This is a genomic window from Spirochaetales bacterium, assembly GCA_016930085.1.
Classification (GTDB): Bacteria; Spirochaetota; Spirochaetia; order SZUA-6; family JAFGRV01; genus JAFGHO01.
On sequence record JAFGHO010000061.1, the window covers coordinates 19,213 to 44,910 of the forward strand.

The 25,698-nt window shown below is 42.7% G+C and carries 22 protein-coding genes; 3 read left to right on the top strand and 19 right to left on the bottom strand.

The window, feature by feature from the left end:
• Positions 1 to 3: 3 nt before the first annotated feature.
• The 17 genes from JW881_10385 to JW881_10465 form a co-directional block, all read right to left on the bottom strand.
• On the bottom strand, positions 4 to 1,344 hold the full coding sequence (locus JW881_10385; protein ID MBN1697909.1) for an aspartate aminotransferase family protein: 1,341 nt from the start codon (positions 1,342 to 1,344) through the stop codon (positions 4 to 6).
• A gap of 12 nt (positions 1,345 to 1,356) precedes the next feature.
• Positions 1,357 to 2,148 (bottom strand): class I SAM-dependent methyltransferase, encoded by a 792-nt coding sequence (locus JW881_10390; GenBank protein ID MBN1697910.1) that lies wholly within the window; start codon positions 2,146 to 2,148, stop codon positions 1,357 to 1,359.
• A 63-nt stretch (positions 2,149 to 2,211) separates the two neighbouring features.
• A complete protein-coding gene (locus tag JW881_10395) occupies positions 2,212 to 3,909 on the bottom strand; it encodes a ThiF family adenylyltransferase (GenBank protein MBN1697911.1) in 1,698 nt (565 codons plus the stop codon).
• Positions 3,910 to 3,912: 3 nt separating this feature from the next.
• Positions 3,913 to 4,656 (bottom strand): ThiF family adenylyltransferase, encoded by a 744-nt coding sequence (locus tag JW881_10400; protein ID MBN1697912.1) that lies wholly within the window; start codon positions 4,654 to 4,656, stop codon positions 3,913 to 3,915.
• Positions 4,649 to 7,012, bottom strand: a complete 2,364-nt coding sequence (locus tag JW881_10405) for an NAD-dependent epimerase/dehydratase family protein (GenBank protein ID MBN1697913.1) — start codon at positions 7,010 to 7,012, stop codon at positions 4,649 to 4,651. Before JW881_10405 ends, JW881_10400 begins: the two co-directional genes overlap by 8 nt.
• A 15-nt stretch (positions 7,013 to 7,027) precedes the next feature.
• A complete protein-coding gene (locus tag JW881_10410) occupies positions 7,028 to 7,744 on the bottom strand; it encodes a YIP1 family protein (protein ID MBN1697914.1) in 717 nt (238 codons plus the stop codon).
• Between the two features lie 41 nt (positions 7,745 to 7,785).
• Positions 7,786 to 8,427: a hypothetical protein gene (locus JW881_10415; GenBank protein MBN1697915.1), complete on the bottom strand. Its 642-nt coding sequence runs from the start codon at positions 8,425 to 8,427 to the stop codon at positions 7,786 to 7,788.
• 253 nt (positions 8,428 to 8,680) lie between these two features.
• Positions 8,681 to 8,833, bottom strand: coding sequence for a hypothetical protein (locus tag JW881_10420; GenBank protein MBN1697916.1), 153 nt, complete (start codon positions 8,831 to 8,833; stop codon positions 8,681 to 8,683).
• 438 nt (positions 8,834 to 9,271) lie between these two features.
• A complete protein-coding gene (locus JW881_10425) occupies positions 9,272 to 11,236 on the bottom strand; it encodes a radical SAM protein (protein ID MBN1697917.1) in 1,965 nt (654 codons plus the stop codon).
• A 17-nt stretch (positions 11,237 to 11,253) separates the two neighbouring features.
• Positions 11,254 to 12,471, bottom strand: a complete 1,218-nt coding sequence (locus JW881_10430; protein ID MBN1697918.1) for an ABC transporter permease — start codon at positions 12,469 to 12,471, stop codon at positions 11,254 to 11,256.
• Between the two features lie 90 nt (positions 12,472 to 12,561).
• Positions 12,562 to 13,845 (bottom strand): ABC transporter permease, encoded by a 1,284-nt coding sequence (locus JW881_10435; protein MBN1697919.1) that lies wholly within the window; start codon positions 13,843 to 13,845, stop codon positions 12,562 to 12,564.
• A complete protein-coding gene (locus JW881_10440; GenBank protein ID MBN1697920.1) occupies positions 13,829 to 14,503 on the bottom strand; it encodes an ABC transporter ATP-binding protein in 675 nt (224 codons plus the stop codon). The genes JW881_10435 and JW881_10440 overlap by 17 nt, the downstream gene beginning before the upstream one ends.
• A gap of 13 nt (positions 14,504 to 14,516) precedes the next feature.
• Positions 14,517 to 15,668: an efflux RND transporter periplasmic adaptor subunit gene (locus JW881_10445; GenBank protein ID MBN1697921.1), complete on the bottom strand. Its 1,152-nt coding sequence runs from the start codon at positions 15,666 to 15,668 to the stop codon at positions 14,517 to 14,519.
• 33 nt (positions 15,669 to 15,701) lie between these two features.
• Positions 15,702 to 17,405: a M50 family metallopeptidase gene (locus tag JW881_10450; GenBank protein ID MBN1697922.1), complete on the bottom strand. Its 1,704-nt coding sequence runs from the start codon at positions 17,403 to 17,405 to the stop codon at positions 15,702 to 15,704.
• 146 nt (positions 17,406 to 17,551) lie between these two features.
• On the bottom strand, positions 17,552 to 17,689 hold the full coding sequence (locus JW881_10455) for a hypothetical protein (protein MBN1697923.1): 138 nt from the start codon (positions 17,687 to 17,689) through the stop codon (positions 17,552 to 17,554).
• A gap of 42 nt (positions 17,690 to 17,731) precedes the next feature.
• On the bottom strand, positions 17,732 to 17,878 hold the full coding sequence (locus JW881_10460) for a hypothetical protein (GenBank protein ID MBN1697924.1): 147 nt from the start codon (positions 17,876 to 17,878) through the stop codon (positions 17,732 to 17,734).
• A gap of 593 nt (positions 17,879 to 18,471) precedes the next feature.
• Entirely contained in the window at positions 18,472 to 19,182 is a 711-nt protein-coding gene (locus tag JW881_10465; protein ID MBN1697925.1) for an MBL fold metallo-hydrolase, read from the bottom strand.
• A gap of 351 nt (positions 19,183 to 19,533) precedes the next feature.
• On the opposite strand from JW881_10465, the gene JW881_10470 reads away from it, so the two are divergent.
• The 3 genes from JW881_10470 to JW881_10480 all read left to right on the top strand — a co-directional run bounded on the left by JW881_10470 (position 19,534) and on the right by JW881_10480 (position 23,421).
• The gene (locus JW881_10470) at positions 19,534 to 20,973 is read left to right on the top strand and encodes a TolC family protein (protein ID MBN1697926.1); all 1,440 of its coding nucleotides are present in this window, start codon (positions 19,534 to 19,536) and stop codon (positions 20,971 to 20,973) included.
• A gap of 271 nt (positions 20,974 to 21,244) precedes the next feature.
• A complete protein-coding gene (locus JW881_10475; GenBank protein ID MBN1697927.1) occupies positions 21,245 to 22,339 on the top strand; it encodes a hypothetical protein in 1,095 nt (364 codons plus the stop codon).
• 125 nt (positions 22,340 to 22,464) lie between these two features.
• Entirely contained in the window at positions 22,465 to 23,421 is a 957-nt protein-coding gene (locus tag JW881_10480; GenBank protein MBN1697928.1) for a dockerin type I repeat-containing protein, read from the top strand.
• A gap of 155 nt (positions 23,422 to 23,576) precedes the next feature.
• Here the strand turns inward: JW881_10480 and JW881_10485 are convergent, their stop codons facing one another.
• Positions 23,577 to 24,233 carry a hypothetical protein gene (locus JW881_10485; GenBank protein ID MBN1697929.1) on the bottom strand — a complete coding sequence of 219 codons (657 nt, stop codon included), beginning with the start codon at positions 24,231 to 24,233 and terminating at the stop codon, positions 23,577 to 23,579.
• A gap of 663 nt (positions 24,234 to 24,896) precedes the next feature.
• Complete coding sequence (locus tag JW881_10490; protein ID MBN1697930.1) at positions 24,897 to 25,511, bottom strand: hypothetical protein; 615 nt, start codon at positions 25,509 to 25,511, stop codon at positions 24,897 to 24,899.
• Between the last annotated feature and the right edge of the window lie 187 nt (positions 25,512 to 25,698).

Below are 25,698 nucleotides of genomic sequence, written 5' to 3' on the forward strand. Positions count from 1 at the left end.
TGCCTAGAATTTAATATTAACCAACAATGCCAGCTTTTCGAGAACCTGCCGGATTTCTACTTCAGTAATAGTTAAAGCAGGGAACATGCTGAATCCGACAGGAGAGGGATAGACGATCAAGCCATTTTCACGCAGCAGCGAACATACTGCATGGATATGCCGATTCTCGACGGGCATTTTGTCTTTTTTATCGAGAACCAGTTCGATACCGATCATCAGGCCTCGTCCTCGAACATCTCCGATATGGCGGCATTTATTTTGCAGTTCAAGACACCCGTGCAACAGGATTTCCCCCATAATCCGGCAATTTTCAAGCAGGTTTTTTTCTTCGATATAATCGATAGTTGCCAGACAGGACGCACAGCATACCGGATTACCACCCTGGGTCGTACCAAGGGGAAAAGCGATATTATGTTCCAGGTAGGGAAGAATTGTTTCATCCGAAAATACCGTTGCGCCCAAAGGCAGATAGCCGCTGTTCATGCCTTTGGATAAAGCCATGATATCCGGCGATATATTGAAGAGCTGAGCCGCGAACATTTCTCCGGTCCGGCCAAAGCCCGTGGCGACTTCATCGAAAATCATGAAAATTCCGTTTTGTCCGCATATTTGTTTCACGCGTTTCAAATAGCCTGCCGGGGGGATGATAATACCGGCCGATCCCATAATCGGTTCCATCATAAAAGCGGCGATTCTTCCCTTATTTTTTTTAAGCACCTGTTCGAGTTCCACGGCACAAACCAGCCCGCACGAAGGATGTTTCTCTCCATAAGGGCACCGGTAGCAGTAAGGCGGATTGATATGAATAAATCCTGGTATATCAGGCTGAAAATGATGCAATCCCTCGTCGATATCGCTTTCCGTACCACTGCGGGAGTAATACATTCCATGATAACAGTTCTTCAGACAGACGATCATATTTTTTTTCCGGTTGGAATTCAAACTGAAATATCCCCGGACAATTTTGACGGCAACGGCAATGGACTCGGAACCGGAACAGGTATAGAATATTTTTTTTAGAGGAGAAGGCAATATTTTATTGAGCCGGCCGGCCAGCCGCACAGCCGGCGGATGTTTGCCGCAAAACAAGGGCGCGTAAGCCAGTTTATTCAACTGATTGACGATCGCATCAATTATTGTTTTATTTCCGAGACCGCAGCTTACATTCCACAAGCCGCCGGCGGCATCGATGTAACATTTGCCGTTTTCATCATACACATGGATACCTTCACCTTCCGGAATGTTTCCGGCCTCGAACATGGAAAACGGAACCGTCGTATAGGGCTGAATAAGTGGGAATTCCAAAATAAGTTTTTTCAGATGCGATTGCAATGGCTGCTTCATTTCCCTTCCCGCTTAATTTCCCGGCCGGCAAATCACATAACGGATGCCTTTGATGCACGTATCCGGCTCCGATCTCACCGTCACGGTATCCGTAATTTCCAGATTGCTTTGAACGATCAATTGCTCTATTTCCTCTCCGTCGACGATCGCTTTCCTGGTGGCGCCCAGGTGGCGTTTTGTCATCCCGTCCGCTTCGACCAATTCATTATAGAAATTCAGGATGGAATACCGCCTGTCGATAAAATACTTTTCTCCTATGAGCATGAAATGTTTAGGATACGAATTATTGACCGGTATAAAATTAATTTTCCCGTCATTTGCTTTAATCCAGTCGAAATCGGGAATCTGATAATCGAAAACAAATATGCCGTTCCGTTTCAAATGCGTGAGAACGTTGGCAAAAAAAGATAATATTTGCGACCGGGAATGAAGCAGACAGATACTGCATGCCCCGAGAAAGATCATGTCAAACTTCTTCCCTAGTTTGATCGTCGTCATATCGCCCTGTACGAGTTCGATTCTTTTTTCAATCTCCAGAGGATGGAAAGCAATCCGTTCACGAAGAATTTCAAGCATGTCGGCCGACAAATCGATACCGGTAATTTCGACGCCGTTCGATTTTGCAATCTCGAGCAATAACCGTCCGCTTCCGCACGCAAACTCGCATACGCTCTTTTCTTTACGGTTTTCCAGAAGATCACGATATATCCGCAAATCAGAATTCACCCCGCCTACCATATAATCGTAGATTCTGGTATAGAATCCGTAATACAGATCACCGGGGATTATTTCTTTTTCGAACAAATCGTATATTCCGGAAAATATTCCGAATAAATTATCAGTATTCCGTATCGGCATCGCTTTTCCTCATGATAGAATCAGATGGTCGACAAAACCGTTTCGGTATAATTTTTCCAATAACGGAAAAATATCAAGATTATCGGCTTTGTATTTTTGTATTATATGCGCCTTCATTTTCTCCAAGCCGTTATCCTCCAGCAACATCAAGGCTTCTTTGCTTTCCTCCGGTAAATAAAGTATTTGTCCCTTTTCCCCCTGAAGTGCGTAATACTCCTTTTCCTTTTCGATGGTAAACCGGACCGGTTTTAAATGAATATTAAAATAGTCTTTTATTTCGATTGTCTGTATTTCATAACCTTTTACCGCTTTGATATATCGTGCACAACATAACAATGTTATTATTCCGGCCGCATCCGAATCGTTCAGCTGCGGAAGAAAATTCATAGCCGCTTCGATAGTATGACCGGTTTTAATCAGAAATAAAAAGCGGTATTGCTCTTCAGATAACGACAGATAATAGGTGTGGCCCTCGCCTTTCACTTTATAACGCAGAGGCTGTTGCCGGTTGTCTTTTTCCCGATCGAAATGAACGATTTCAAGTATATCTTCCTTATGAATTGCCAGGTGTGAATTAATCGATACAAGCGGTCTATCCGTCCGTTCGCCCCGGCAATGACGACAATGCTCATTTCTATAAACGGATTTGTTCGACCACATGTTGATGTTTCTATCGTAAAAAAATTGCATATTCAACAAAGAGGGTTTTTCCAATTTCGTGCAATATCGTATAAGGTCGGCGACTGCGTAATTGCCGATCAATGTATCGATGGGTGAAAATTCGATAGGTTTATTCAAGAATTGAAGCTTTTTTATGATGCCGATGTTGTCCGCACCGTGCTCCCAAATTTTTTGGGTCAATTCCGGCCGGCAGACATAACAAGCCGTCTGACCGGGAATAAACAGGGGACCGACAAAACCGTACTGCCGGTACTTGCCGACGATCAAATGGGGTATATTAAATGGGATACATACGCTTTCAATGAACTCCTGGGCGCCTGCCAACAATTCCAGACAGAAAACCATACAATCGGAATTTCGGATGAGTGTGTCATACCCGCAGGAATTGTTGCGTAATTTTTCGTAATCCAGGTATCTGAATTCGTTGAATGGATTCAATTCCTTCAGGCGATTCGTGAGGACTTCTCCTTTGTCTTTACCAATGTCCCTGAGTTGATAAAGTATTTTGCTGTTGAGATGAAATTTATCGACCTTCCCCGTATCCACACCGATGATGGTGCCGACTCCCGATTGATTGAGCATCAGGAGAATTTGCGCTCCTACGCCATGCAATCCGAAAAGCGTAACGACCGATTTCTTGAGTCTTCGTTGATAATCCAAAGCCGATTTCCCCGGATACGCCAGCATATCGTAAAAGAGGAGATTGCGGCTATATAACTCGAGTTCTTCGGGTAAAAAATCCTGATTGTCCCCTTTTGCCGTGTCTTCCAAAAGATTATCGGCCCATAGACGTTCGACAAGCACCCCGGCATGCTCCTTATACTTTTCATCCACCCGGCTCGTTATTTCACGGAAGCAGTATTCACCCTTGAGAAACGGATAAAGGTGTAGAAAAGCCTGAACCTGAACGGGATCTTCAATGACGATTCTGAATCGGCTGGAAGCCCCGATAAATATCCGCTCATTCTCCATTGTAAGCATGAGATACGGTTTGATTCGAATTTTGTGCGTCCCGGGCAATGTCATATTTCATCCTTCATAATTTATATCGCCGCAAAATGGGCATTCCGTATATTTGGGTATTTTTTTGGGAAGAATCGTCATACCGATTGCATCCAGTACATACTGATAGAACAACACTTTTGGCTGCCTGCCGCTTAAATAATGGATAATGTCGTTTGCCATAAGATCGCCGATAAATCCCATCAAAGGTCCCCATGAAGGAGAAAGTACGGAATCGCCGTTCAGTAAAACGGTCTTTTGATGGGGTTCGATGGTCCCGCTACAGCCCAAACACGCGGTTTTCCCAGGTACGCATAAGGGTCCGTATATACCGGTATATTCGTTCATCCCGCCGGTTATAAAAGGTTTACGGTAGTCGAGACAAGCCTGGTTGAACCAGTGATTAAACAGCGGAATAGGTTTATCGGCCGCGCGGATTACAAAATCCATGTCGGCAATCACGTTGACCACATCCTCGTACGAATTTATTTTCATATTCACGGGTTCCACATCCACACCCGTGTTCACAAGCCCGATGTTCCCTGCCGCCACATCCACTTTACTTTTTCCGATATCGTTATACGTAAACACCTGTCCGCGGTTAAGATTACAGGCCTCGACAATATCAAAATCCACCAGGCGTAGTGTTTTAATCCCCGCCTGGGTAAGCAACAGGGAACTGTTGGCGCCCAGGCCGCCAATCCCTATGATGGCGATTTTTTTATCCTTTAAGCCGTCGGCGCATTTCCAGATCTCGTTATTTTTATACATGGTTCGTCCCGCTGTATGTATTTTTTATGGTAATTATCCCGCTTTTTTCCAGAGTTGCAAGGGCCGCTTCCGTATCGAATTCTTCAACGGCTGCGGTCTCGCCGGCCATCCCGTCTGTCGATAATTCCGGAAATTCGCCCCCGTCTTCAAGAAATTCAAGAAGGAAAAAAGCGGCAGCTTCTATTTTAACAATCACGTTATCAATAGTAAGATAAGCGTAATAATCGTTTTTGTAGATAAAAGGGATGATTCCTTTCTTCAATTCATACCTTCCAGGCAGTGTCTGCAGACTCGAACGGGCCTGTTTTGTCGCGCCGGTCATACAGAAACGCCGTGTCGCGGTTGAAATACTGACGGCAACAGGCGAGTGCTTTTCCATAAAAGGATCAAAATCCGACAACCTGGCAAGGAGATCGCTTAGAATCAGATAACGGTACCGGTACGGATCGGTTTTTATTGAATCGCAATATCGTTTTTCATCGACCGGATAAAGGCATCGTGGACAGATTGCATACCGATGACAAGCCCTGCAGTTTCTGCGTGTTTCAGTTTCACGGACAATCTCGGCGATACGCTGATTAAGCTGTTCGCCGGTATTGTCGATGGTGCATAAAGGCTTTGCCCCGATACAAACGCGGATATTTCCTTTTGAGTCGATGAAGCAATGTGAGGCGTTTCGCGCAATGCAATATTTATTAATAAATCTGCAGGAACCGAGGCAGTAAGCGGTTCGGTATGGATTGAAAGCTATCTTCCATTCGTTACGTCTGCCGTCTTCTGCGACGGCATGTGCGTTAAATAAAACAACACCGTTATAGAAGTTGACCTCGGGTACTCCGTTGTTTTCCGGACTCGACCCGGAAGCGGCGGGAATAAAATTCAGTTTCACATAATGCGGATCGAGACTATATAATGCACTATCCTTCCTGTTGTTGGCACCGGAATAATAGAATAAATAATAACCGGCAATATCTTTCTTATGCGATGGAACAGCCTGAAGATACGTATAATGCGTATTGCCCGCCGGTTTGAACCTGTGGAACCATGGTTTCCCTCTTTCATCTATTTCCGTTTCAGGAGAATTTTCAGGGAGTGTGGAAATTTGTTCGGAGAAAAGCCATTCCGAGATATCATTTGAGCTTACAAATATATATTTTTCCTTGTGCTTCAGACTATCGAAAAACACTGAATTCTCGAAATGCTCGAGCCCGTTATCCGGCAGAATAATATGTATCGCATCCTCATCATGCGTGCAAGAGCCGCCGATAAAAAATTGTTTGACTTTTTCTTTCAGTTTCCGGATCTGCGTCCTTCCGATCACGGGCATATTTTCGTTCAGCAATTGCTTTTGCCGCTTATAATATCCGATGAATACGGTTTCATTGATATATTGAAGGCGTTCATTAATAGAGGCCAATCGTGCCTGCGTGGACGAATTCCCGGGCCATGCAGGTAACTCTGCCGGCCGATGATCAAGGTACCACCGGACGGTACCGGACAACGCTTCGTGATAGGGTGTGGGCGTAAAGTCGAGGATTCTTGCGGCATTTTCCAGAGACGGAACGAGTAGATCGGTTGAATAGTAAGGGAAGGCACACAGATTAAAGCCGGCCGAGGCAAGGTCGTGGGAACTGACCGGGAGAAAAAAGGGAGTCATTCCGCAGAGTTTCCCTATGTTTTCGATATGAGTCTTTACGCTGACAGTTTCTTTCTGACAAACATGAAATATCTTGCCAATTGCGTTCCCGTTCATCATCGCCGTTATAATTACATCGGTTAAATCACGGATACAGACAGCGATCACTGCACTTTTTCCCGAATCCGGAATGATAATTGGTGTATTGGTTAAAAGCCGCTTGATAAAATAATTCTCCCGTGAAACAGGATCATCCGGTCCCATGATCGGAGCCGAACGGATAATAACCGAGGGAAAACGGGATTCGTGATATGCATCGCATAATATTCTTTCGCATTCTGCTTTGAGGTTCATGTAGCTTGAGGAATTGTCGGCGACTGTCGGACTGCTTTCAGAAAACGGAGATGCAAGCGGCACTTGATAGACGCTGAACGTACTCAGATGAACCATATTCTCTATGGTCGATCCGAATTGCTCGACGAGCAGCTGCGTTTGGAAAGGGAAATAAGCGATGAGATCGATGATATAAGTGAATCCGTATTTCTTTAATTCTTTAAGATCGTTGATATTGTTTCTGTCTCCCCTGATAACATTCGGATCTTCCCGTACCGGCTTGTCATTCTTATCCAAGACAAATGTTTCCAATCCGGCGGAAGCGAGTTTTTTTATCAAGTGACCGCCGATATAACCGCATCCTCCGATAAGCAGCACTTTTTTCATACTTTACGCTTTCATTTAAGTAACGATCAAGGAAGAAAGAAATTGAATGAGTGCAAAAACGAAATAGATGGCAGCTCCCAGGAAAATATTATTCTTTTTGCGCTTCATGACGTCTCCACTCATAACACGTATGCCGATTAATATTAAAATGGTTCTCCAAATCAGAAAAAGATCTACAGTTGCGGCCAGATTGGCAAGAAGCGGATTCAGGCTGCTATCCACAAACAAAGCCAAATTGGCCTGGAATGTCCTGTCCGGCCTTAATGGATCGATGCTATCCGGTGAAAAAATCATCATTACGGTAGTAATGACAAGAAAGGTCACGACAGGGGGAAAACCGCCATTGAAGCTGATGCAGAGTGATTCCCTAATGGTAATACTTTTTCCTGAGATAAAATAACTGAGAAATTGTATAAAAAGTCCTATCAGAAAAAAAATAACGAAGGTAAGCAGGGGTAATGATATATACGAAAAAATAATTATATATATATTCTCTTTATTGTTAAGCATTTCCTCCTTTATATCATCGGGGATATCCATACCTTTATAAGTCTGTAAATCGATTGCCGCCTGGATTCTTTTTTCGTAGGGCACCATTTGACGGAATGCGGTAAAATACACGATCATCACGAGAACGACAAACAAATAAGTAAATAAAATCAGCGGTTTTTCCTTTAATTTCTGAAAAGCTTTTGCAGGAGAAAAAAACAGATTAAATAACACTTTAGTCATACGATGCTACCTTTGAATCAGAAGTCAGGCAAAAAGCCTGTTTAAATTCTATATGATTGAATTGATACCATATGCGGTGGAATGAGCATTCTGAAAATCTCTTCCTTCTCATTCACCCAGATATCTGCAAAAGAATCGTCTTTTGATGAAAATAACTTGAACCGCCGGCAATTTCTTTCCATATTATCGACCTGTATCGTATCCTCTCCCAGATAATCAAGAGAAAAGACAGTCTTGGGAACAATACCACAGCCGACTTCCTGTTTCCCCTTTTTCTCATGAATATATTTTCTACACAGGAAAACAAGAGGATAATAATTATTTATACTCGGTAAAACAAGGCATTGATTATTCCAATAGATTACCGTATCGATTTGTTTTCCCTGCCAGCCTTTGATTTTTGACTTCTGGTTGACTTTGATGAAGGCTTCCTTGTTTTTATACTCAAAGGAATATTCTTCATTTACATGCTTAGAATCGTGAATGACATTCATTTGCAGGGTATTAAAATCCTTATCGATGATCAAATTCGATGTCTGTTTTGTCTGGCTGCCCAGGTTCGAATATTCGGCATGACATCCGATAATTATATTATCCTCGTCCCGGCGCAGATGATTTTCTTCCCGGCCGATTTGAATACCGGCTTTGTACATATACAATGTTATTGTTTTTTTTTCATTCATTCTCAAATTATGTATCCACATCAGGTAAAAGATCCAAACCCGTCAGGCGACGGGATACTAATCGTCGGGAATCCTTCCGTTATGAATCGATGTGACGATCTCTCGTACTTTCTTCGCTTCACCTTACAACAAGAGAAAACCCTTTGATTATATAAGGAGAAAAAAACGGGGGTTTCAACATTTTCTATGTAATATCAATAGAAGAAGGTTGACTCTTGCATTCTTTTCTCCTCATTTGAATAACGATCCGGAATTAGCAGCAAATACCTACGACGATAAGTGCGACACCAGCTCCGACGGCAACACCGGCCCAGAAATCGGCATCGGCCCGGGACATCATAAGATTCACATCTTCCATTTCTTCAATAAAAAGATCGTTTCTTTTTTCGATGGCCGTTAATGTCATAACATCCTCCTTATATTAATTTCCATATCTCCAACGGAGATATAAGCGCAGTATGATTTCCCGGAGTGATTCCCTGCGTCATCATTTTCTTCGGGACTTAAAAAAATGAACTATAAAATACACGATGATAACAATATTAAAAAGTATGACAAAAAGGGTAAAATAATCTCTGGCGTCGGTAATAGGCCTCTTTTCAACAAGAAACGCAAAAGCTAAATAAAGCGCGACGGCTATATTAAAAATCAGGGCGACAATCGTAAAGATTTTCCTTATAACGGATTTTTCCGGATTATCCGATTTTTCGTTATGAAAATCCATAAGTACCCCCTTGTCAGGAATTATTATTGTATTACTTTCCACTTCAATTTTCGAAACAGAATAACAGCAATACGCCATGCTGTCAAGATAAAATCATATGCACGGCATAAAATCAGTCGATTATCTCATTTCGAGTATGAGACGAAACAGGTATTTCATCTTACGTTCCACGGTCGGTCTGTCCTCATTCTTGCTATTGTTTAGTTTTATAAACAATTCTTCCGTCGACGACGTTTTTATAAAATTATCCAGATAGAAATATTTTTCTTCATCGATTGTTTTGATACTATCGAATAGAAAATTATAGCAATAAAACCGTCTTCCTGCCGATAGCGAATTCCCATGCGCGCTTTCCCCCATTTTTTCCCATAAGAAAAATTTATTAATAAATTCCCGGATATAATTCCAATTCTCGGGCTTGCCGGCATCGGGACAGCGAATATCGAAATTCAATTTTTTCACAGCCTCGCGTATATAGACGTCAGCAGAAAGTCTCTGATAAAATATCTCAATCCCATTCTTCTCCCGGCTGCTCATACCCTTTACATCTTCGTAATTCAATTCATTGTAGAATCTTTTCATCGAAATACGGTTGGAGATACGCTCGACTTCATCTGTCGTCTTGTTCAGAATTCGAAGATTGTATGTTTCCGGATGTCGCCCCATATGAGAGTTTTTCTCGAGGGAAAAATTAAAGACAGCCAAATCGCTAAACTTTTGATGATTATCCTGCAGCCACCGGAAAACATTGAGTGCTTCTTCTTTTGTCGTGGAGGGGAAATCCCAGATGATATTGATTTTCATTTTTATGCCTGCTTCATACATCGTGGCGATCTGTTTGAAAGCGAGTTCCGCATTATATCCTTTTTTCATCAACCTCAGGACCCGATCCTGAGTGGACTCGAGTCCGATGGTAGTCTTGTGCAAACCCGCCTTTTTTAATTTATATATGATTTCTGTATTGAAATTCTTGTCCACTCTCGTATATGCCCAGAATTTAATGGCCAATCCTCTTCTTGATATTTCATCTGCCAATGCTTCCGCATACAAGGGAGGTAAACATTCCCCGATTAACGCGAATTTTCGCTGGTGTTGCGTCTTGTATAACATCTCCATTTCGTCGACAAAAACACTCATGTTCTTCAGACGAAAACGGTGTTGTATCTGTTCAACATTCGAACAATATGAGCATCTTCCCCAGTAACAACCTTGTGAGTATAAAATCGGCAGATAATAACCTTCCGGATAAAAAGCCAGATTCCTTCTTTCAAATACATATCCCGTTTCCTCGTCGATTTCGGGCGGGCTGTATTCGTCGGGGAAAACGGGGCTTGTACCTGTACAATCGATAATATTGGGCATACCATAAAAACCCTTCCGTAAACGTTTGGCTTCGCACAAATGATACAATGATTTGCCGCCGCCGAAACGGATAATGGAATGGATATACGGCAACTCACCGAGATGCTGTAAAATCGATTGATCGGCCAAATTCAATGCCGCGCCGCCAAGGGTGATATGAATATCCGGAAACGATTCATTGATAAGCCAGGCAAGCGTCAAAGCCGGAACAATCTGAGCTCCCATGGCAATGGAAAATCCGATGACACCATATCTATTTTTCAGTATTTCATCGAGAAAATAATCCGAATAGATACCGATATAAGGATTCCTTTTCCCGGCTACTATAGAATGAAGCCGGTGAAACTCATCGAGGGAAGGGATTCGTTCAAACCACTCGTCATATACTTTCAACAGGTGCATCAGACGAACCGAATGTTCTCTTGCTTTTTTTGCCCAATCCAGATTGGATATGAACCAGGTTAATTCCATCTTTGTTTTGACAAGTCTGGTATATTCTTCGTTGTTCCCGTAATTTCCGTTATATATCATTTCTTCGAAGTGCCGCTTGATTTGTTCAAGCCGCTTGCGAGTAAGGTAATGGTGATAGAATTCGACATTGATGTCGCGTTGATCCGTTTCAATCCGGCGGTTTTTCAAATAACCCGCCAAAAGCGGTAGAGAAATATAAGGCTCCCGGATACACTGGTAAACAAACGGCGGAAAGATCAGAAGTACTTTCATCGAATGAATATTCCCTCCTAATTACGCCTGATGGCGTCTATCGTATTGAGACGGGCGGCTTTGTCAGCGGGGAAAAACCCGAAAAAAATTCCGACCAGCGAAACAAACATAATCGAAAGAAATACGACCCATACGGGGATACTAACCGGCAGCTGCGTATATGATGAAATCAGTCTTTCTATACCGAAACTGAAAATTATGCCGGCCACTCCTCCGGTTTCACACATAAGCACGGCTTCCGTTAAAAATTGCAGCATGATATCCCTGCGTTTTGCTCCCACCGCTTTGCGAATTCCAATTTCCTTCGTTCGTTCGGTGATGGTGATCAGCATGATATTCGTGACACTGATGCCGCTGACGAACAATGAGATAAAGCAAATGACCAAACCCGCTATATTGAGAATATCTATCATGTTCTTCCAGGCATTCAGCAAAGTGGATTGTGTGACGATCTCAAAATCGTTTTTGGAGCCAAACGGTACTTTTCTTTCAATGCGTAAAATGCCGATCACCTCATCGATCGAGGTATTAAGCAGGCCGGCCGAACCGGCTTTTATCGCTATTCTGAAAGATCGGTTTTCGCCGTATAATTTCGTGAATATCGAAATAGGTACCAGCACCAGATTGTCACGGTTCTGCCCCCAGAAAATGCCTCTTTCCTCAAAAACACCTATTACCGTAAATCTGACACCCCTGATTATAATAGCTTCTCCGATCGCATTTCTGAATGGAAAAAGCTTTTCTGCAATCTCGACGCCAATGACACAATTTTTTTGACTGTTATTGACCTCGAATTCGGTAAAAAAACGGCCCTCATCGATCTGCATATCGTTTGTCAGGTTCCATAAATGAGTACCGCCAATTAAAAAGACCGTCGGACCGGTATCTTTTCCCTTGTATTCCACAGTGACACCGAACTGGAAATCTTCCGGGGTAACAAACTGAACCGATTGGGCTTTTTTTTCAATCGCCCTGATTTCACTCATTGTGATGTCTTTTCTGTTTTTAAATTCGGATTCATCCGTATATACAACAGGATACTTCTGGACATAGAATACATTTGAACCTATATTGGCCAGTTGTGAACGTACACTTAGATTCAATCCTTCAATGAGTGCCTGTAAAATGATTATCGTTATGATACTTATGATGATGCCCAGGATGGTCAAAAAAGATCTCAATTTGTTTTGAAGCATCGAATTGACACTCATTTTCACCGTTTCCATATAGTTCATGATATACCCCATGTCACATCCGGTTCCATGGACGGCCGTTTATGCGGTTTTTCTTTTAACAACGGATTTATCAAAAAAACACTCGCCGTTTCATTCATATCGTAATCCGACAATAGGGTCCAGGTTGGCCGCTTTTAAAGCCGGATACAGGCCAAAAAAAACGCCGACGGCAGTAGCGAAACCGACGGCAATACAGAAATCGACCGTTGAAATCAAGGCCGTAAGAGGCGTTATCTGGCTGATAAAAAAACCGGCAGCCATACCCAGGGAAATACCGATACTTCCGCCTAATCCGCTTATCAATAGTGATTCAATGAGAAATTGCCAAAAAATATCGTTCTTCTTTGCACCGAGCGCCCGTCTGATGCCGATTTCCCTTGTTCTTTCACTCAAGGTGACAAGCTGGATATTCATAATTCCAATCCCTCCGATAAGAAGTGTTATTATTCCCATGCATAGAGCGACTGTATAGAGGGCTTGTGTAAGTTGATTGTAAAAATCAACAAGCATATCCTGTTTGTTGATGGCGAAATCGTCATCCTGCTGCTGGGGCGGGATTTTTCTCACCCGCCTTAGTATCCTTCTTAACTCATCAATGCTGTCTTCGATATCGTTGACGTCAAGGACTTTAACAGTGATGGATAACGACCTCCGAAACCCGTAGATCTTGGTAAAAGTGCCGACAGGAATAAAAACGGAAGAATCGAAATTACTGAAAAGACCGTCTCCTTTTTCTTCAAGTATACCGATTACTCGGAAGGGAAAATTATCGATAAACAGCCGCTGATCTATCGGACTCCCGTAGGTGAAAAGCTTTCGGTAAATTTGCCAGCCGATCACACATACATTTCTGTTGTGACGTACTTCATAATCAGTCAAGAATCTGCCTGTGTCCGGATATGCATTGAATACATCTTTATATTCGTGATTTGTTCCGATTATCGATGTGTTATTGAGAATATTGCCTCGTGCCCGAATAACTCCATTTGTAGCCAACAGGGGAGTAACATACCGGACAAGCTCGGCATTCTCCTGTACGGCTTTTAATTCTTCAAAGGAAATATCTTTTCGATTGCTGTATTTGTAATATTCCATTATATTATCCCAAGGTATTTTTGAAATATGCAGATTGTCCGTTCCGAGGATCGATATTTCCCTGTAAAAAAATAGATCCAGACCATTGATAATCGTAAGAATAATAATTATTGTCATTACTCCGATCGCTATTCCCGTAACGGTCAATACCAATCTGAGTTTGTATTGTAAAACGGATTGAACCCCGGCGAATCCATTGATTATAATTCTCGATATAAAAAAACGAAATACTTTCTTGAGAGACGATGCCGTTTCTTTCAGATCAATTCTTTTCATCATTTTCCACGATACCGTCTTTCAGCAATATGATTCTGTTCGCGTGTTTTGCGATGTATTCTTCATGTGTCACAAGGACAATAGTATTTCCACGTTCATGGAGTTTCTCGAAAATTTTCATAATTTCCAGACCGGTGGAAGTATCGAGGTTCCCTGTGGGTTCATCCGCAAAAATAAGACTCGGGTTATTTACCAGCGCCCTGGCCAGTGCGATCCTTTGACATTGTCCACCGGAAAGTTCATTCGGCTTATGATGTTTTCTATGTGTGAGGCCGACGGCTTCGAGTGCCTGTTCGCAGCGCTCAAGCCTGATCTTGCCGGGTATATTGTTGTATAGAAGCGGCAATTCCACGTTCGCCAAAGCATTTAAACGCGGTAAAAGGTTGAACGCCTGAAAAACAAACCCGATCTTCCTGTTCCTTATTTCGGATAACCGATTATCGTCCAGATTGCAAATATCTTCGTTTTCAAATTTATACTGGCCCTCACTTGGCACATCCAGACAACCGAGAATATTCAGAAGCGTGGATTTTCCCGATCCCGAATGGCCCATGATGGCCACATATTCATACCTGTCTATTTTTAAATTTATCCCTTTCAAGGCCCATACATCTATTTTACCTGAGATGTACCTTTTTTTCAAATCCAGTGTTTCAATCAGTATTTTCCCCTTGTCAATCAATGACTTTCACTTTGCTCCCATCTTTCAGCAGCTTGAATAACGTCCTGAAATTACCGGTAACAACGGTCTCCCCTTCGGTCAACCCGCTGATGATTTCCACATTTTTATCATCCATAATGCCTGTTTCGACTTTTATCTGTTTTACATGCCGATTTTCTTTAATAAAAACAACCTGCTCGAGTGAATTGCTGTCGGCACCTCTCGATTCCCGGGTCGTAATGGATTGTATCGGTACATAGAGGATATTTTCACGGGTTTGCGTTTCAATATCGACCGTTGCCGTCATAAGCGGCAACAGATTGGTTATATCACCCTCGGTGATAAGGATCTTTACCCTGAAAACAGTCGTCTCTTCCTGGGTTCCCTCGCTTTTATTCGTTGCCGCATAGGCAATTTCCATCACCTGCCCCTTGAAATACTGTTCCGGTAATGCATCCACTTCAATTCGTGCTATATTATTATTCCGGATCAGATTGATATCGCTTTCATCTATATCTATCCTTACTTCCATTTGCGACAAGTCGCCGATCGTCATTATCGTGTCCGTCTGGAACTGCGAACTCACTGCCATTTCCCCTTCTTCTTTATTCAACATAATGACAATTCCGTCCATAGGCGCTTTGAGTGAGGTCTTTTCCAAATCATCTTTTGCCTGTTTTACCGCAGACCGTGCCTGTGTCAACTGGTTTTCAGCCAATTCCTTTTTCAGAACGGCCGCTTCGAAATCACTGGCGGAAATAAGTGTTTCATCGAATAACTCTTTGGCACGTTCGAATTGCAATGTCTCTATTTTTAATCTGGATTCGGCTATTTTCAGATCCGACTCCACTCGTTCTAATATTGCCACGTATTTCGTCTTGTCAAGTTCAACGAGTAATTGTTCTTTTTTAACACTATCACCTTCTTTTACGAGGATTTTTTTTATTTCCGCCCCGACATAAGCGGAGATATCTACTTCTTTTACTGGAGAAATTTTTCCATGACCGGATACGACCTGAGTCATATCGCCTTTTCTTACTTTGTCTACAGTAACTTCGTATACATTACTGTTTTCGACATTCAGATTGATGATGATAAAGACAATGATCGTCGCTATTGTACCCGGGATAATCAATTTTTTGATTTTCGATGTTTTTTTTAGCATGAGTCCTCCGCATATTTTTACCGATTGCCGCAACTACCATGTTACCAGATTTAATATCGATTTGCAGATAAAAAAAGAAAGCTTGAGACGCCCGCCATTGATTCTTGCGATGCCTTTCGGTTGAAGATTGCCATCGAAATCATTCAATTTTGCCTTCATTACATACTTCTTTACCGGTCTGAATACGGAAGGATTCATGCTGATATTGAGATTGGTGTTGTAATATAATTCCTTTTCCGGATTTCCCGCCAAAATCGAACCGTGGAATCGCGTCATTATCCCTCTGTCAAGCGTATCGATGGTGACGGATTGTCCGGGATTAATTAAATTGATGTCATTCGGCTTAATATAGATTTTTACCGGATAATCCGCAGAATGATCCTTTTCCGTTTTATATATGGCTTCGATATTATAATCCAATAGCACAAATTGATTGCCCAAGATAAATAGAAAAACAGCCAGGACAACCAAACCCACAAGGCGCAGAATGGATTGTATACCATTTTTAAAAACCGTAATGATGAATTTAAATGCGCTCGCGACGGCTTTCATCGACACGAACAGCATAAAAACCGTAAAAACAATAAATCCGAAAAACTCGAAATTCAACACCAGATAAGCTCCAAAACGGTAAAAAACAATCAATACGATACAAGAGATAAATGTAATCGCTAAAAGGCTGTAGACGATATATATGATTTTTTCCCTTGTTGTCGACTGTTTCAGTATAAAGGTTGAATCCTTTATACCGAACAGATATTTCATTAAAACACCCTTAATGTAATCAAAAGATTTCCGCCACAGGTTTTCTATCCCGGTGAAGGATGTAAGCAGCCAGTAGCCGTCGAATTTTACGAACGGAATCAGGTTAAAAGCGATAGAGATAAGATTTAAAACGGTAAAACCGACAAACAACCTGAACAGCAAATCGACGGGAAAAAGAAAAGACGCCCAAATAATCATCAGAATGGACACGACAAATAATTGCACATAACTCCCGGAGAAAAAAACCGCACCGCGTTTTAGTCGACTAAACCTGTAGGCATCGGTGACATTACAATAAAAAGCAGGCCGGAAATAAAAGAAAATGAAACCCATTTCGTAAATAATACCGCCGAAATATTTGGTTGTTAGCCCATGCCCGATTTCATGTAAAACGTTGACGGCGAGAAAAGGAATCAGTAAAAGTAAAAATTCCCCGGATGTAATGCTCTCCCAGAATATATTGACCGCGTATTTAAATTTCAGAAAAAAGATTGCAAGTCCGCTTATTATAACGCAGAGACTTAATACCAAAAATATCGGATGATATATCCACCGTAACCAGGGAAGCATCCGGCTTAAAACATGGTCGGGTTCGACGATCTTTATTTTTATATTAAAAAGCTTTTCATATGTAAAGTTCTTTATAAGGCGTGCGATAATTCCCAGTTTTTGTTCATCTTCGGGTTTTAGATAATCCTGTTCCAACAACCTCAACTGATACAGCTTTTCCAGCAGCTGAGTAATCTGTTTTTCCTCGTACTGTGTTTTATACCGATGACGTATATCTTCAATGGTGGTTGTGCCGTCGAGCGAACTCAACAACCTATATTCATTATCCCCAATTTTAATGAATTTCCTTGTCCTATTATTTTTTATTACAAAGAAAGGATTCAGTCCGTCGGGTGTCCTGATGACTTCCGTCTCGGAAGAAGCTTTTGGATATTCATTGATTTCGTCTATCAATGTGTTCACTTGCCGCCACCTTTGTTAATTTTCCTGTTCTGTTTTAAATTCACTTACAATATTGATAATAATTTATAATGAGTCAACACAAATCCGCCATTATATAAAACTCCGTACAAGGCAATTATAATTGCCTTGTACGGATGTTTTTCCCATCAGGTAGCAAGAGCCAATGCAGCAGTTCCGACAACGATAGTAAAGCCTATCGCAAATCCCTCCATGAAATCACGGGCTGTCGGGGTTTCAATGTCTTCTAATTCATCAAGCATGTTAAAATTTGTTACCTCGGTCATTTTTTTCTCCTTTTTAAAGTTTTCTTCACCAGTCGGCCATTGTCAGCAGCAAATAGCTACGACTAATAGTCCAACAGCCGCGCCCGCGGCAACGCCCGCCCAGAAATCCGAGTCTGCTGAAAGCAGATCGACATCTTCCATCTCTTCAATGAAAAGATCGTTCCTTTTTTCGATGGCTGTTAACGTCATACCATCCTCCTTATAAAATATTTTCTTTATCCCCAACGGAGATAATAAAATTATTCGATCTCCCTTTCCATTCCCTGCCGGCATGGAACCTCTTCCTCAACACGATAAAGTCAAAAAAGAAACGCAAAATTTTCAATAATCACCAAATCAAACAGACTAAAAAAAATCATATGTATAAAATTGGAGGCTTTTCAAGTAAATAAAAGACAATTAAATTGATAACAAGATATTATTAAACAACACTTATATTCCGTAATTTTTTTTCGATTATATTTCCCCTGCTTATTGTTGTTCATTTGGTTCCCCGTTAATACAATATGGCCTGTTGGTTGCATTCCATTTTATTCACGCCAGCATAACAATTATGATATCTCACGTCAAGAAAAAAACAATTACTTTTTAAAAAAAGTAAGTATTCCTTTTTGGCACCCATGGACCAAAAAAAATATTATGTATATCTTAAAACCTGCAAAGCGGGTTTCCGGAACGGACCATAAAGCAATCTATATCTCGAAGCCGGTTATGTCCGTTGAAATGAAAAGTACCAAGTAATAAGCACGATAGACGGTAAGGGTTTCGTCTCCCGGGAAAAACTATGTTATATTCCAGCATTCACCGGGTTCGAGTATGACCACTTTGATGTCGGGCGCCGGGCCGGAGAGTTTTTCCCTGAAACCTTCGGGTGTATGGCCGGTACGCATCAGGCATAACCTGGGTTTTAATCCCAAATGAACGGGAATCACGATATCCGGTCTGAGATCGAGTGTCGCCCGAACCGCGCCGTTTTCCCCCATAGTCATAGGAATACGATAGGTCGTAACCGGAATAAGCGACGCATCAAGCCTGAAGCGTCGGCCGATCTCTTTCATAAAGGAGGAATAAAATGTGTCACCGGAAAAATAAATCGTTTTCCCCTCGGCCTGAATAATGTAACCCCGTGTTGCACCAAGATGAACTGCGGGTACAGCCGTGATCCGAACCGTTTGAAAACAGTATTCTTCCCATATATGCATACCAACCGGTGACCGTACACCCTTTAGCCGTGTCCGCCATACGATTTCTGCGGGAACGATTACCGGTATGGATACATCGAGCGATCGGAAAAAACGACTGTCCGTATGATCGAAATGATTATGAGAAACAAGCACCAAATCCGGCTTCGGGATTTCATCCCATTGTCGGGAGGATGGTGAAATCCGTGTATAAGCGAGATTGCCCCATGTCCCGAAATACGGATCAGTAAGAATTTTCTTTCCGTCCGCTTCTATCAAGACCGTGCAATGTCCGATCATTGTGATTTTCAATGGCAAACCCCATACTATAAATCTAAAGATATTCCTGTCATCAGGATGTGGATATGATATACAGAAAAAATAATTGTTACAATACCATCTGAAAAAAACAGACCCGAATGACGGTTGATTGGCCGGGAACAGAGACCTTCGTTTGACAACCGCGGTACTTGACTTCCCTTTCTGTAGAGATTATCATGTCACTTCAATTTTACTATAAAATGGAAATTTATCCTGTTTGAGCATCTACAATGGGGGATAAAAATGGTATGCTGTAAAATTCCGGATAAAAAGAGACTTGTTGCAGATACGGTATATTCCCGGAAAATAAATTGGCCCTTGCATAAAAAGCAGACAGGTTCTATGGTATGTATTATTTCTCTAATATTTCTTTTTTTTATTACATCATATACCGAAGCGGAAGAAAATACTCCTGTTTATACGCTGGAAGAATGCCTCGAATCGGCCTGTACTCAGTGTAAGGATATTTTAATCGCAAATATAGGTATTGCCAATGATCGGCTGCAACTCAAACGGATTAAAGCGGAAAACTCGTTCAAGCTAAACTTCAGCGGCAGCTATTCTCACCTGCAGGCCTTCGATATGTTTGATCCTGTTTTGCAATCAATGTCCGGCAATGCCTTGATCGACAATGTCGTTCAAACCGCATTCACGTTCTCCTTGCCGGAAACCGGTATAACACTATCAGGAGATTATGTCGATCCTTTTGGACACCAGGACAACCATTTTACCAATCTTGAACTATCGTTACATCAGGTGATTTGGGACGGGTATTCGGGTTTCCGTTCCAAAGGCATTATTAATCAGGCCGAATTGAATTTGCGTATCAGGGAGCTTTATTATACAAAAATGATGAATGAATTGATATTCCGGGTTAAACAGGCGTATTTTAACCTGATAAATGCGCAAAGGACATATAATTTGAGAAAAGAAATATATAACAAACGACAGGAAGAACTTAAGCGAACGAGCACGTATTTTGCCGTACAAAAGGTTATCGATCTGGATGTGGAGCAGGCGGAAATCAACACAGATCTGGCGAAGGTCGATCTTGCATACGCAGAAAACAACCTGAAAATATCCCGTATGAGGCTATCATCAATCACGCGATTGCCTTCGGAAAATAATTATTACGTAAAAGAGACCGAAAGCCCTCCTTTGCCCGACATAGACGAATCGAACGCCATTCATACGGCTTTCAGGCACAGGATAGAATTACAGGAACTTTTCCTGAATCGGCAAATAGCGAAAACAGAGTATAATCTGAATAAAAGCTTGAAATCTCCGGTTGTTGCAGTGAGTACGGGAATCGATTGGGACAAGGAATGGGTCAATGATCGGAATTCAAATGACTGGAGATTCGAAATATCGCTTGATTGGCCGCTGCTCGATTCCGGCCTGGCCGATACCGTGATTACATCTATTAAAAATCAGCTGGACATCTATCGTCTACAGGAAGAACGTTACAGGGAAACGATAACGGCCGAGGTTTCTTCCGCACTTTTTAGCGTTATCGATTCTTTTGAAAGAATAAGTATCGCCCAAAGAATTCTCGCCCAGACCAAAGGCCGTTATGAACTGGCGGAAAAGAAATATCAAAAAGGCCTTATAAACCGGTTTGACGTCATGGATACCGAACTGACTTACTCCAATGCATTGGTGGATGTGGTAAAGTCGGAGACCGACTACCAGCTTTCCATTCTTAATTATTACAATGCCCTTGGACTGAGTGACAGTGAAAATCTGCCCTCACTCTTGCCTGATACCATACAAGATGAGTAAAGCACACGCGCAATCCGTGGGTCGCAAACGTATCAACAGAGAGTGCCGCCTGTAATCCGTCTGCCGGGATTGCCGCACGTCCGCTTCTCTTTTCATCGTTCATTCTTTTTCCTCCTGTTTTTTATTTCACCAATAGGTAATTGAGCGTCGCAATGGATTGAATAAAATGCCCCCTCATTTGCTAAATTCGATTAATTTTATTAAATTTACTGGATATCAAAGAGAATACGTTTTCGTTTAAGGATGGAAGAACATCATGAAAGGAGTCTTTATGAAAAGCTTGACTGCTATGCTTGTTTTCCCCGCCGTTTTCATTTTTCTTTCTGTCTCATGCGAAGAACCTGCACCGGAAGCATCGCCGCCTTCTTATATGCATCTGGATGGAACGGTAACGACAATTGCCGGAACAGCTGGTGTTTCCGGAAGCCTCGATGAAACGGGAACCCTTGCGAGTTTCAATAACCTCAGGGGCTTAACCTGCCATGACGGGTATATATATATTTCGGATTACGCGAATCACACGATCCGGAAAATGAATATCTCCACCGGTCTGGTAACGACAATAGCGGGTTCAGCAGGGAATCCCGGAACGGCGAACGGGACCGGAACGGATGCTCAATTCTCCGCCCCGCGGGCACTCACCGTCGCCGGTGACTTTCTTTATGTGGCGGATTACAACAATCATTCCATACGCAAAATCGAAATCGAAACAGGCGTCGTGACGACGTTCGCCGGTACAAACGGTTCGTCCGGTACTGCGGACGGCACCGGAACGGATGCGAGATTTCACAATCCCTACGGGATTACCCATGACGGGACCAATTTATACGTGACGGACTACAATAATCACACCGTCAGGAAAATCGTCATCGCGACGGCTTTGGTGACAACGTTCGCCGGTTCCGCGGGGAATTCCGGAAGCACCGACGGCACAGGTGATACCGCCCGGTTTTTCGGACCTTTCGGTATTACAACCGATAACAAGTATTTATATGTCGCGGAATATTCGAATTCCATAATCCGCAAAATTAAAATTTCGACCGCCGAGGTTTCGACAATCGCGGGATCGGCGTTATTAAACGGTTCGACCGATGCGACGGGCGCGGATGCACGTTTTTATGCGCCTTCCGGAATAACAATGGACGACAAATACTTATATATCGGCGACACACATAACCATACGGTGAGAAGAATAGAAACGGCCACCGGAATAGTCACCACATTAGCCGGTTTGGCGGGAGAATCCGGCTTCAATGACGCGACAGGTTCGGAAGCCAGATTCAATTATCTTACGGGACTCGCGAACGACGGGCATTGCTTATACGTTGCCGACAGCTCGAATCATGTCATACGGAAAATCGAATAACGATAAAACGGCAGCGTAAAAGCTTCCCAACTACACATATATCAAGAAATTCTTTGATTAATCATAACGTATGTAATAAAATAGCTTATAATGGAAATATAAATCATTAAAAAAGGGGAGGAAATATGAAAAAATCACGAATGGCCATAATCGGTATGTTATTGCTTGTTCTCCGGACGGGGCTGTGTATCCCTGTTTTCGCCCAATCCTGCGGGGACGTCAATGACGACGGAATCGTGAATATTATCGACGCCCTCCAGGTCGTCCGGTATTACATCGGTTTGCATCCTCAGGTATTTTATGAATCGGCCGCGGATGTCAACGCGGATACCGCAATCAATATCCTCGATGCCCTGATCATCGCCCAATATTATGTCGGGATAATCGACGAATTGCACTGTGAACAGGCAACGCCGGAACCCGGCCCCACACCGGCGGATACTTCGTTTTCATTGCGTGCGAAATACACATCCATAAGAAGCTATCCGGGCGGCGGCGGTATTTTCATCATCGCCCTCGAACCGGAAACGAATTTTACCGGCGACGTGACCGTTTCTTTTCGGGCGGAAGACACCCTGCACGCGTCCCTCGATCGGAATACCCTTGACAGGGAAAACAGGGTGGCGGAATTGACGATTTCTCCCTCCCTTTCAACCCGTATCGGGGAATATGCGATCGATGTTCAGGCAGCGGATTCCGTTATGACAAAAAACACAGGTCTTTCGGTGGATGTCATGTCCTGGGAAACGGGAGACCCGGCCGACGCGCTGGTAAAGCTTTTAAATTTTCAGCAATGGCTCGATGAAAACGCACCCGGCCTGAATCTGAACCTCGACATGAAATGGACGTATTACAAGACATACCCGGAAACCTTGATCGTTGAACACTGGACATTTCTCGACAACACCTGGGAAATACGCCTTTGCTTCCATGTCATGATCCCCCCTGACGACTGGTCCAGGCTCTGGGTCCGGAAGCGGGGTGACATGGAAGCGACACTGGCCCTTTACCGTGAAACGGAGGACACCGGTATCGTCCATGAAACCGACATCTCCGAATACCCCATTATGTACGGGTATTGATTTAATATATTGTCTGATTTGTATGAAACCCCTTACCTACACTGATAAGGGGGAGGCCGGTGAATTGATCACCGGCCTCCCCCCCGATTGTCAATCGGTAGAGAAAACCACATGATAAATACGGCAAGGCCCAATGTATACGATCTTTCGTTTGCCTACCAGCTGAATCCGAAACAGACGCCACATGGTTTCCAGCTGCTTGCCTTGTACCCCGGGCAGTCCCATTCGGGATGCCATACATAGTTTTTGCATAAAAGTACAACGGCGATACATTTTGTTTTCGTGTAAGCGGGGCCGTATTTTCGATATTGCGCAAGGCGGCCGACATAATCGCATGTTGCCCTGGTATTAATTTCATCGGAAGCGTCGTATCTCGTGATTGCAACCGGGTTGATTAATTCAGTATTTGATTTTAAAACCCCGGCTATTTTGTTTTGTTTGACAAGCTGCACGACAGGTTCGGCGTTTCCTTCCACCCGGGTGGCTTTACACAGATATAATCCGTCATAGTCGCCCTCGACGCTTGAATTGGTAAAATACATAATGGAGACATATACGCCATTGTCATAGGCCCCGGCGGGTAAATATTCGACATACTTGACGGGAATGCCGATGACATCCCCGTCGCCGGTATTGAATATTTCGGTTCTGTCCAGATCGAGCGGCAGCTGCATTTTTTCACCCAGGGCAATCATCCGTTGAATCTGATCGTTTTCCGTTATCACCCCGGCGTCATCGCATCCGTTAAGGAATCCGACTGCCAGAAGCAATGCGGCCAGTGACACAATAATTTTACCCGTTCTTTCTTTCATAATTATTACTCCTTCCAAATAATAAAGTTACTGAAGCGCGAAACTTCAGCTATCAATAAACCGGGCGACGGCGCGCCGCAGTTCAATTACCCGGCTTAATGCGACTGACACATGTTAAACTCGATGTTGTTTCATCACATGATCGTTTCAAAAGATAATGCTTTTTCATTTATTTTGAAAACAATCGGAATGCGACAATTCATGCGACAGGTTGCGGATACTACGGATTACACGGTAAAGAACGGATTACGCGGCAACGGGAGTGTCGGTGAAAGATGTAAAAGCGGTATGTCTTGGATGATCGGGGTTTATATATTTTTTGTATTGATAATTTGAATTAAATTTCTATTAATTTCTTCCTTCGCGGCCTTCGTGACCCGGGTTTCCTCAAAACCCTTCGTGTTAAATATAATGATCAACACTCATATCGAAAAACGTCACCTTTATTAGCGTAAATCTCACCTTATAAATTATAATATTTAATAATTGTCCTATCTGTAACTTTAAACCTTTTCAAGGACAATAGCCTTTTCTACCATAAAGAATTTTAAACACGAAGGTCGCGAAGGGCACGAAGAATTTTTTATAATTTTATTTTTCTTTCACCGTTTGCATCGGTGCCCGAACAACCATCGATATCACTTCCCGCATATGGCCTTCCGGTTATTCTTTTTTTCTGGGCAGCCTTTTCTTTTTTCGCTTTTGCACTTTTTCTACAATCCGGCCGAACTCTTCACGAATTGCGGGATGGAACGCTTTAATGAATTCGCCGTCGATTTTCCCCGGATTTTTTTCGACAAGCATAACGATATCGGCAAGATCCTTTGCCGCCGCTTCGATTCCTTCCGATTCTCGTTTTTCCATATAAACAGCCGTCTTTAGCTGAAGAATATGAAACAGGGACATAAAACGGGCTTTGAAATCGGAATCGTATTCACCGACTTCGTCCGGTTCGGGCATTGGAAACGCCATATCCCAATCGTCACCCGCAAAAAGAACATCAACATGTATTCCATTTTTCATGTCGACGGCAAAATCATCACCTGTTTCAAATACCGTTGACCGACGGCCTCTTATGGTTTCCCAGCTTCTACGGGAGGTAAGAATATCGATATCATGCGTCGTCCGGAGGCCGCCGTTTCTGATAACCGCCATTCCCCCGACTATGACATAGGGAACGTTATGTGAAGAAAGCCATTCATGAATACGTTCCACCGTCTCCGCGAGAGGAGATGTTTTGAAATCGCCGTTCATATCGATTATCTGTTTCGCCGTCATTCAGGAAAAATGATAGTGGATTGAAATCATGATGTCAATATCGAAATAGATTCCGGTTCTCACGGAGCGCCGCCAAGCACACAGAGGAAGAAAAATAATTTTCATGTGATAGTACAAATATATCGTTTACTCACGTTTTTAGCAACTCTTCTTTTGTCACTATTCATGTTGAACACGGCATGGCGGT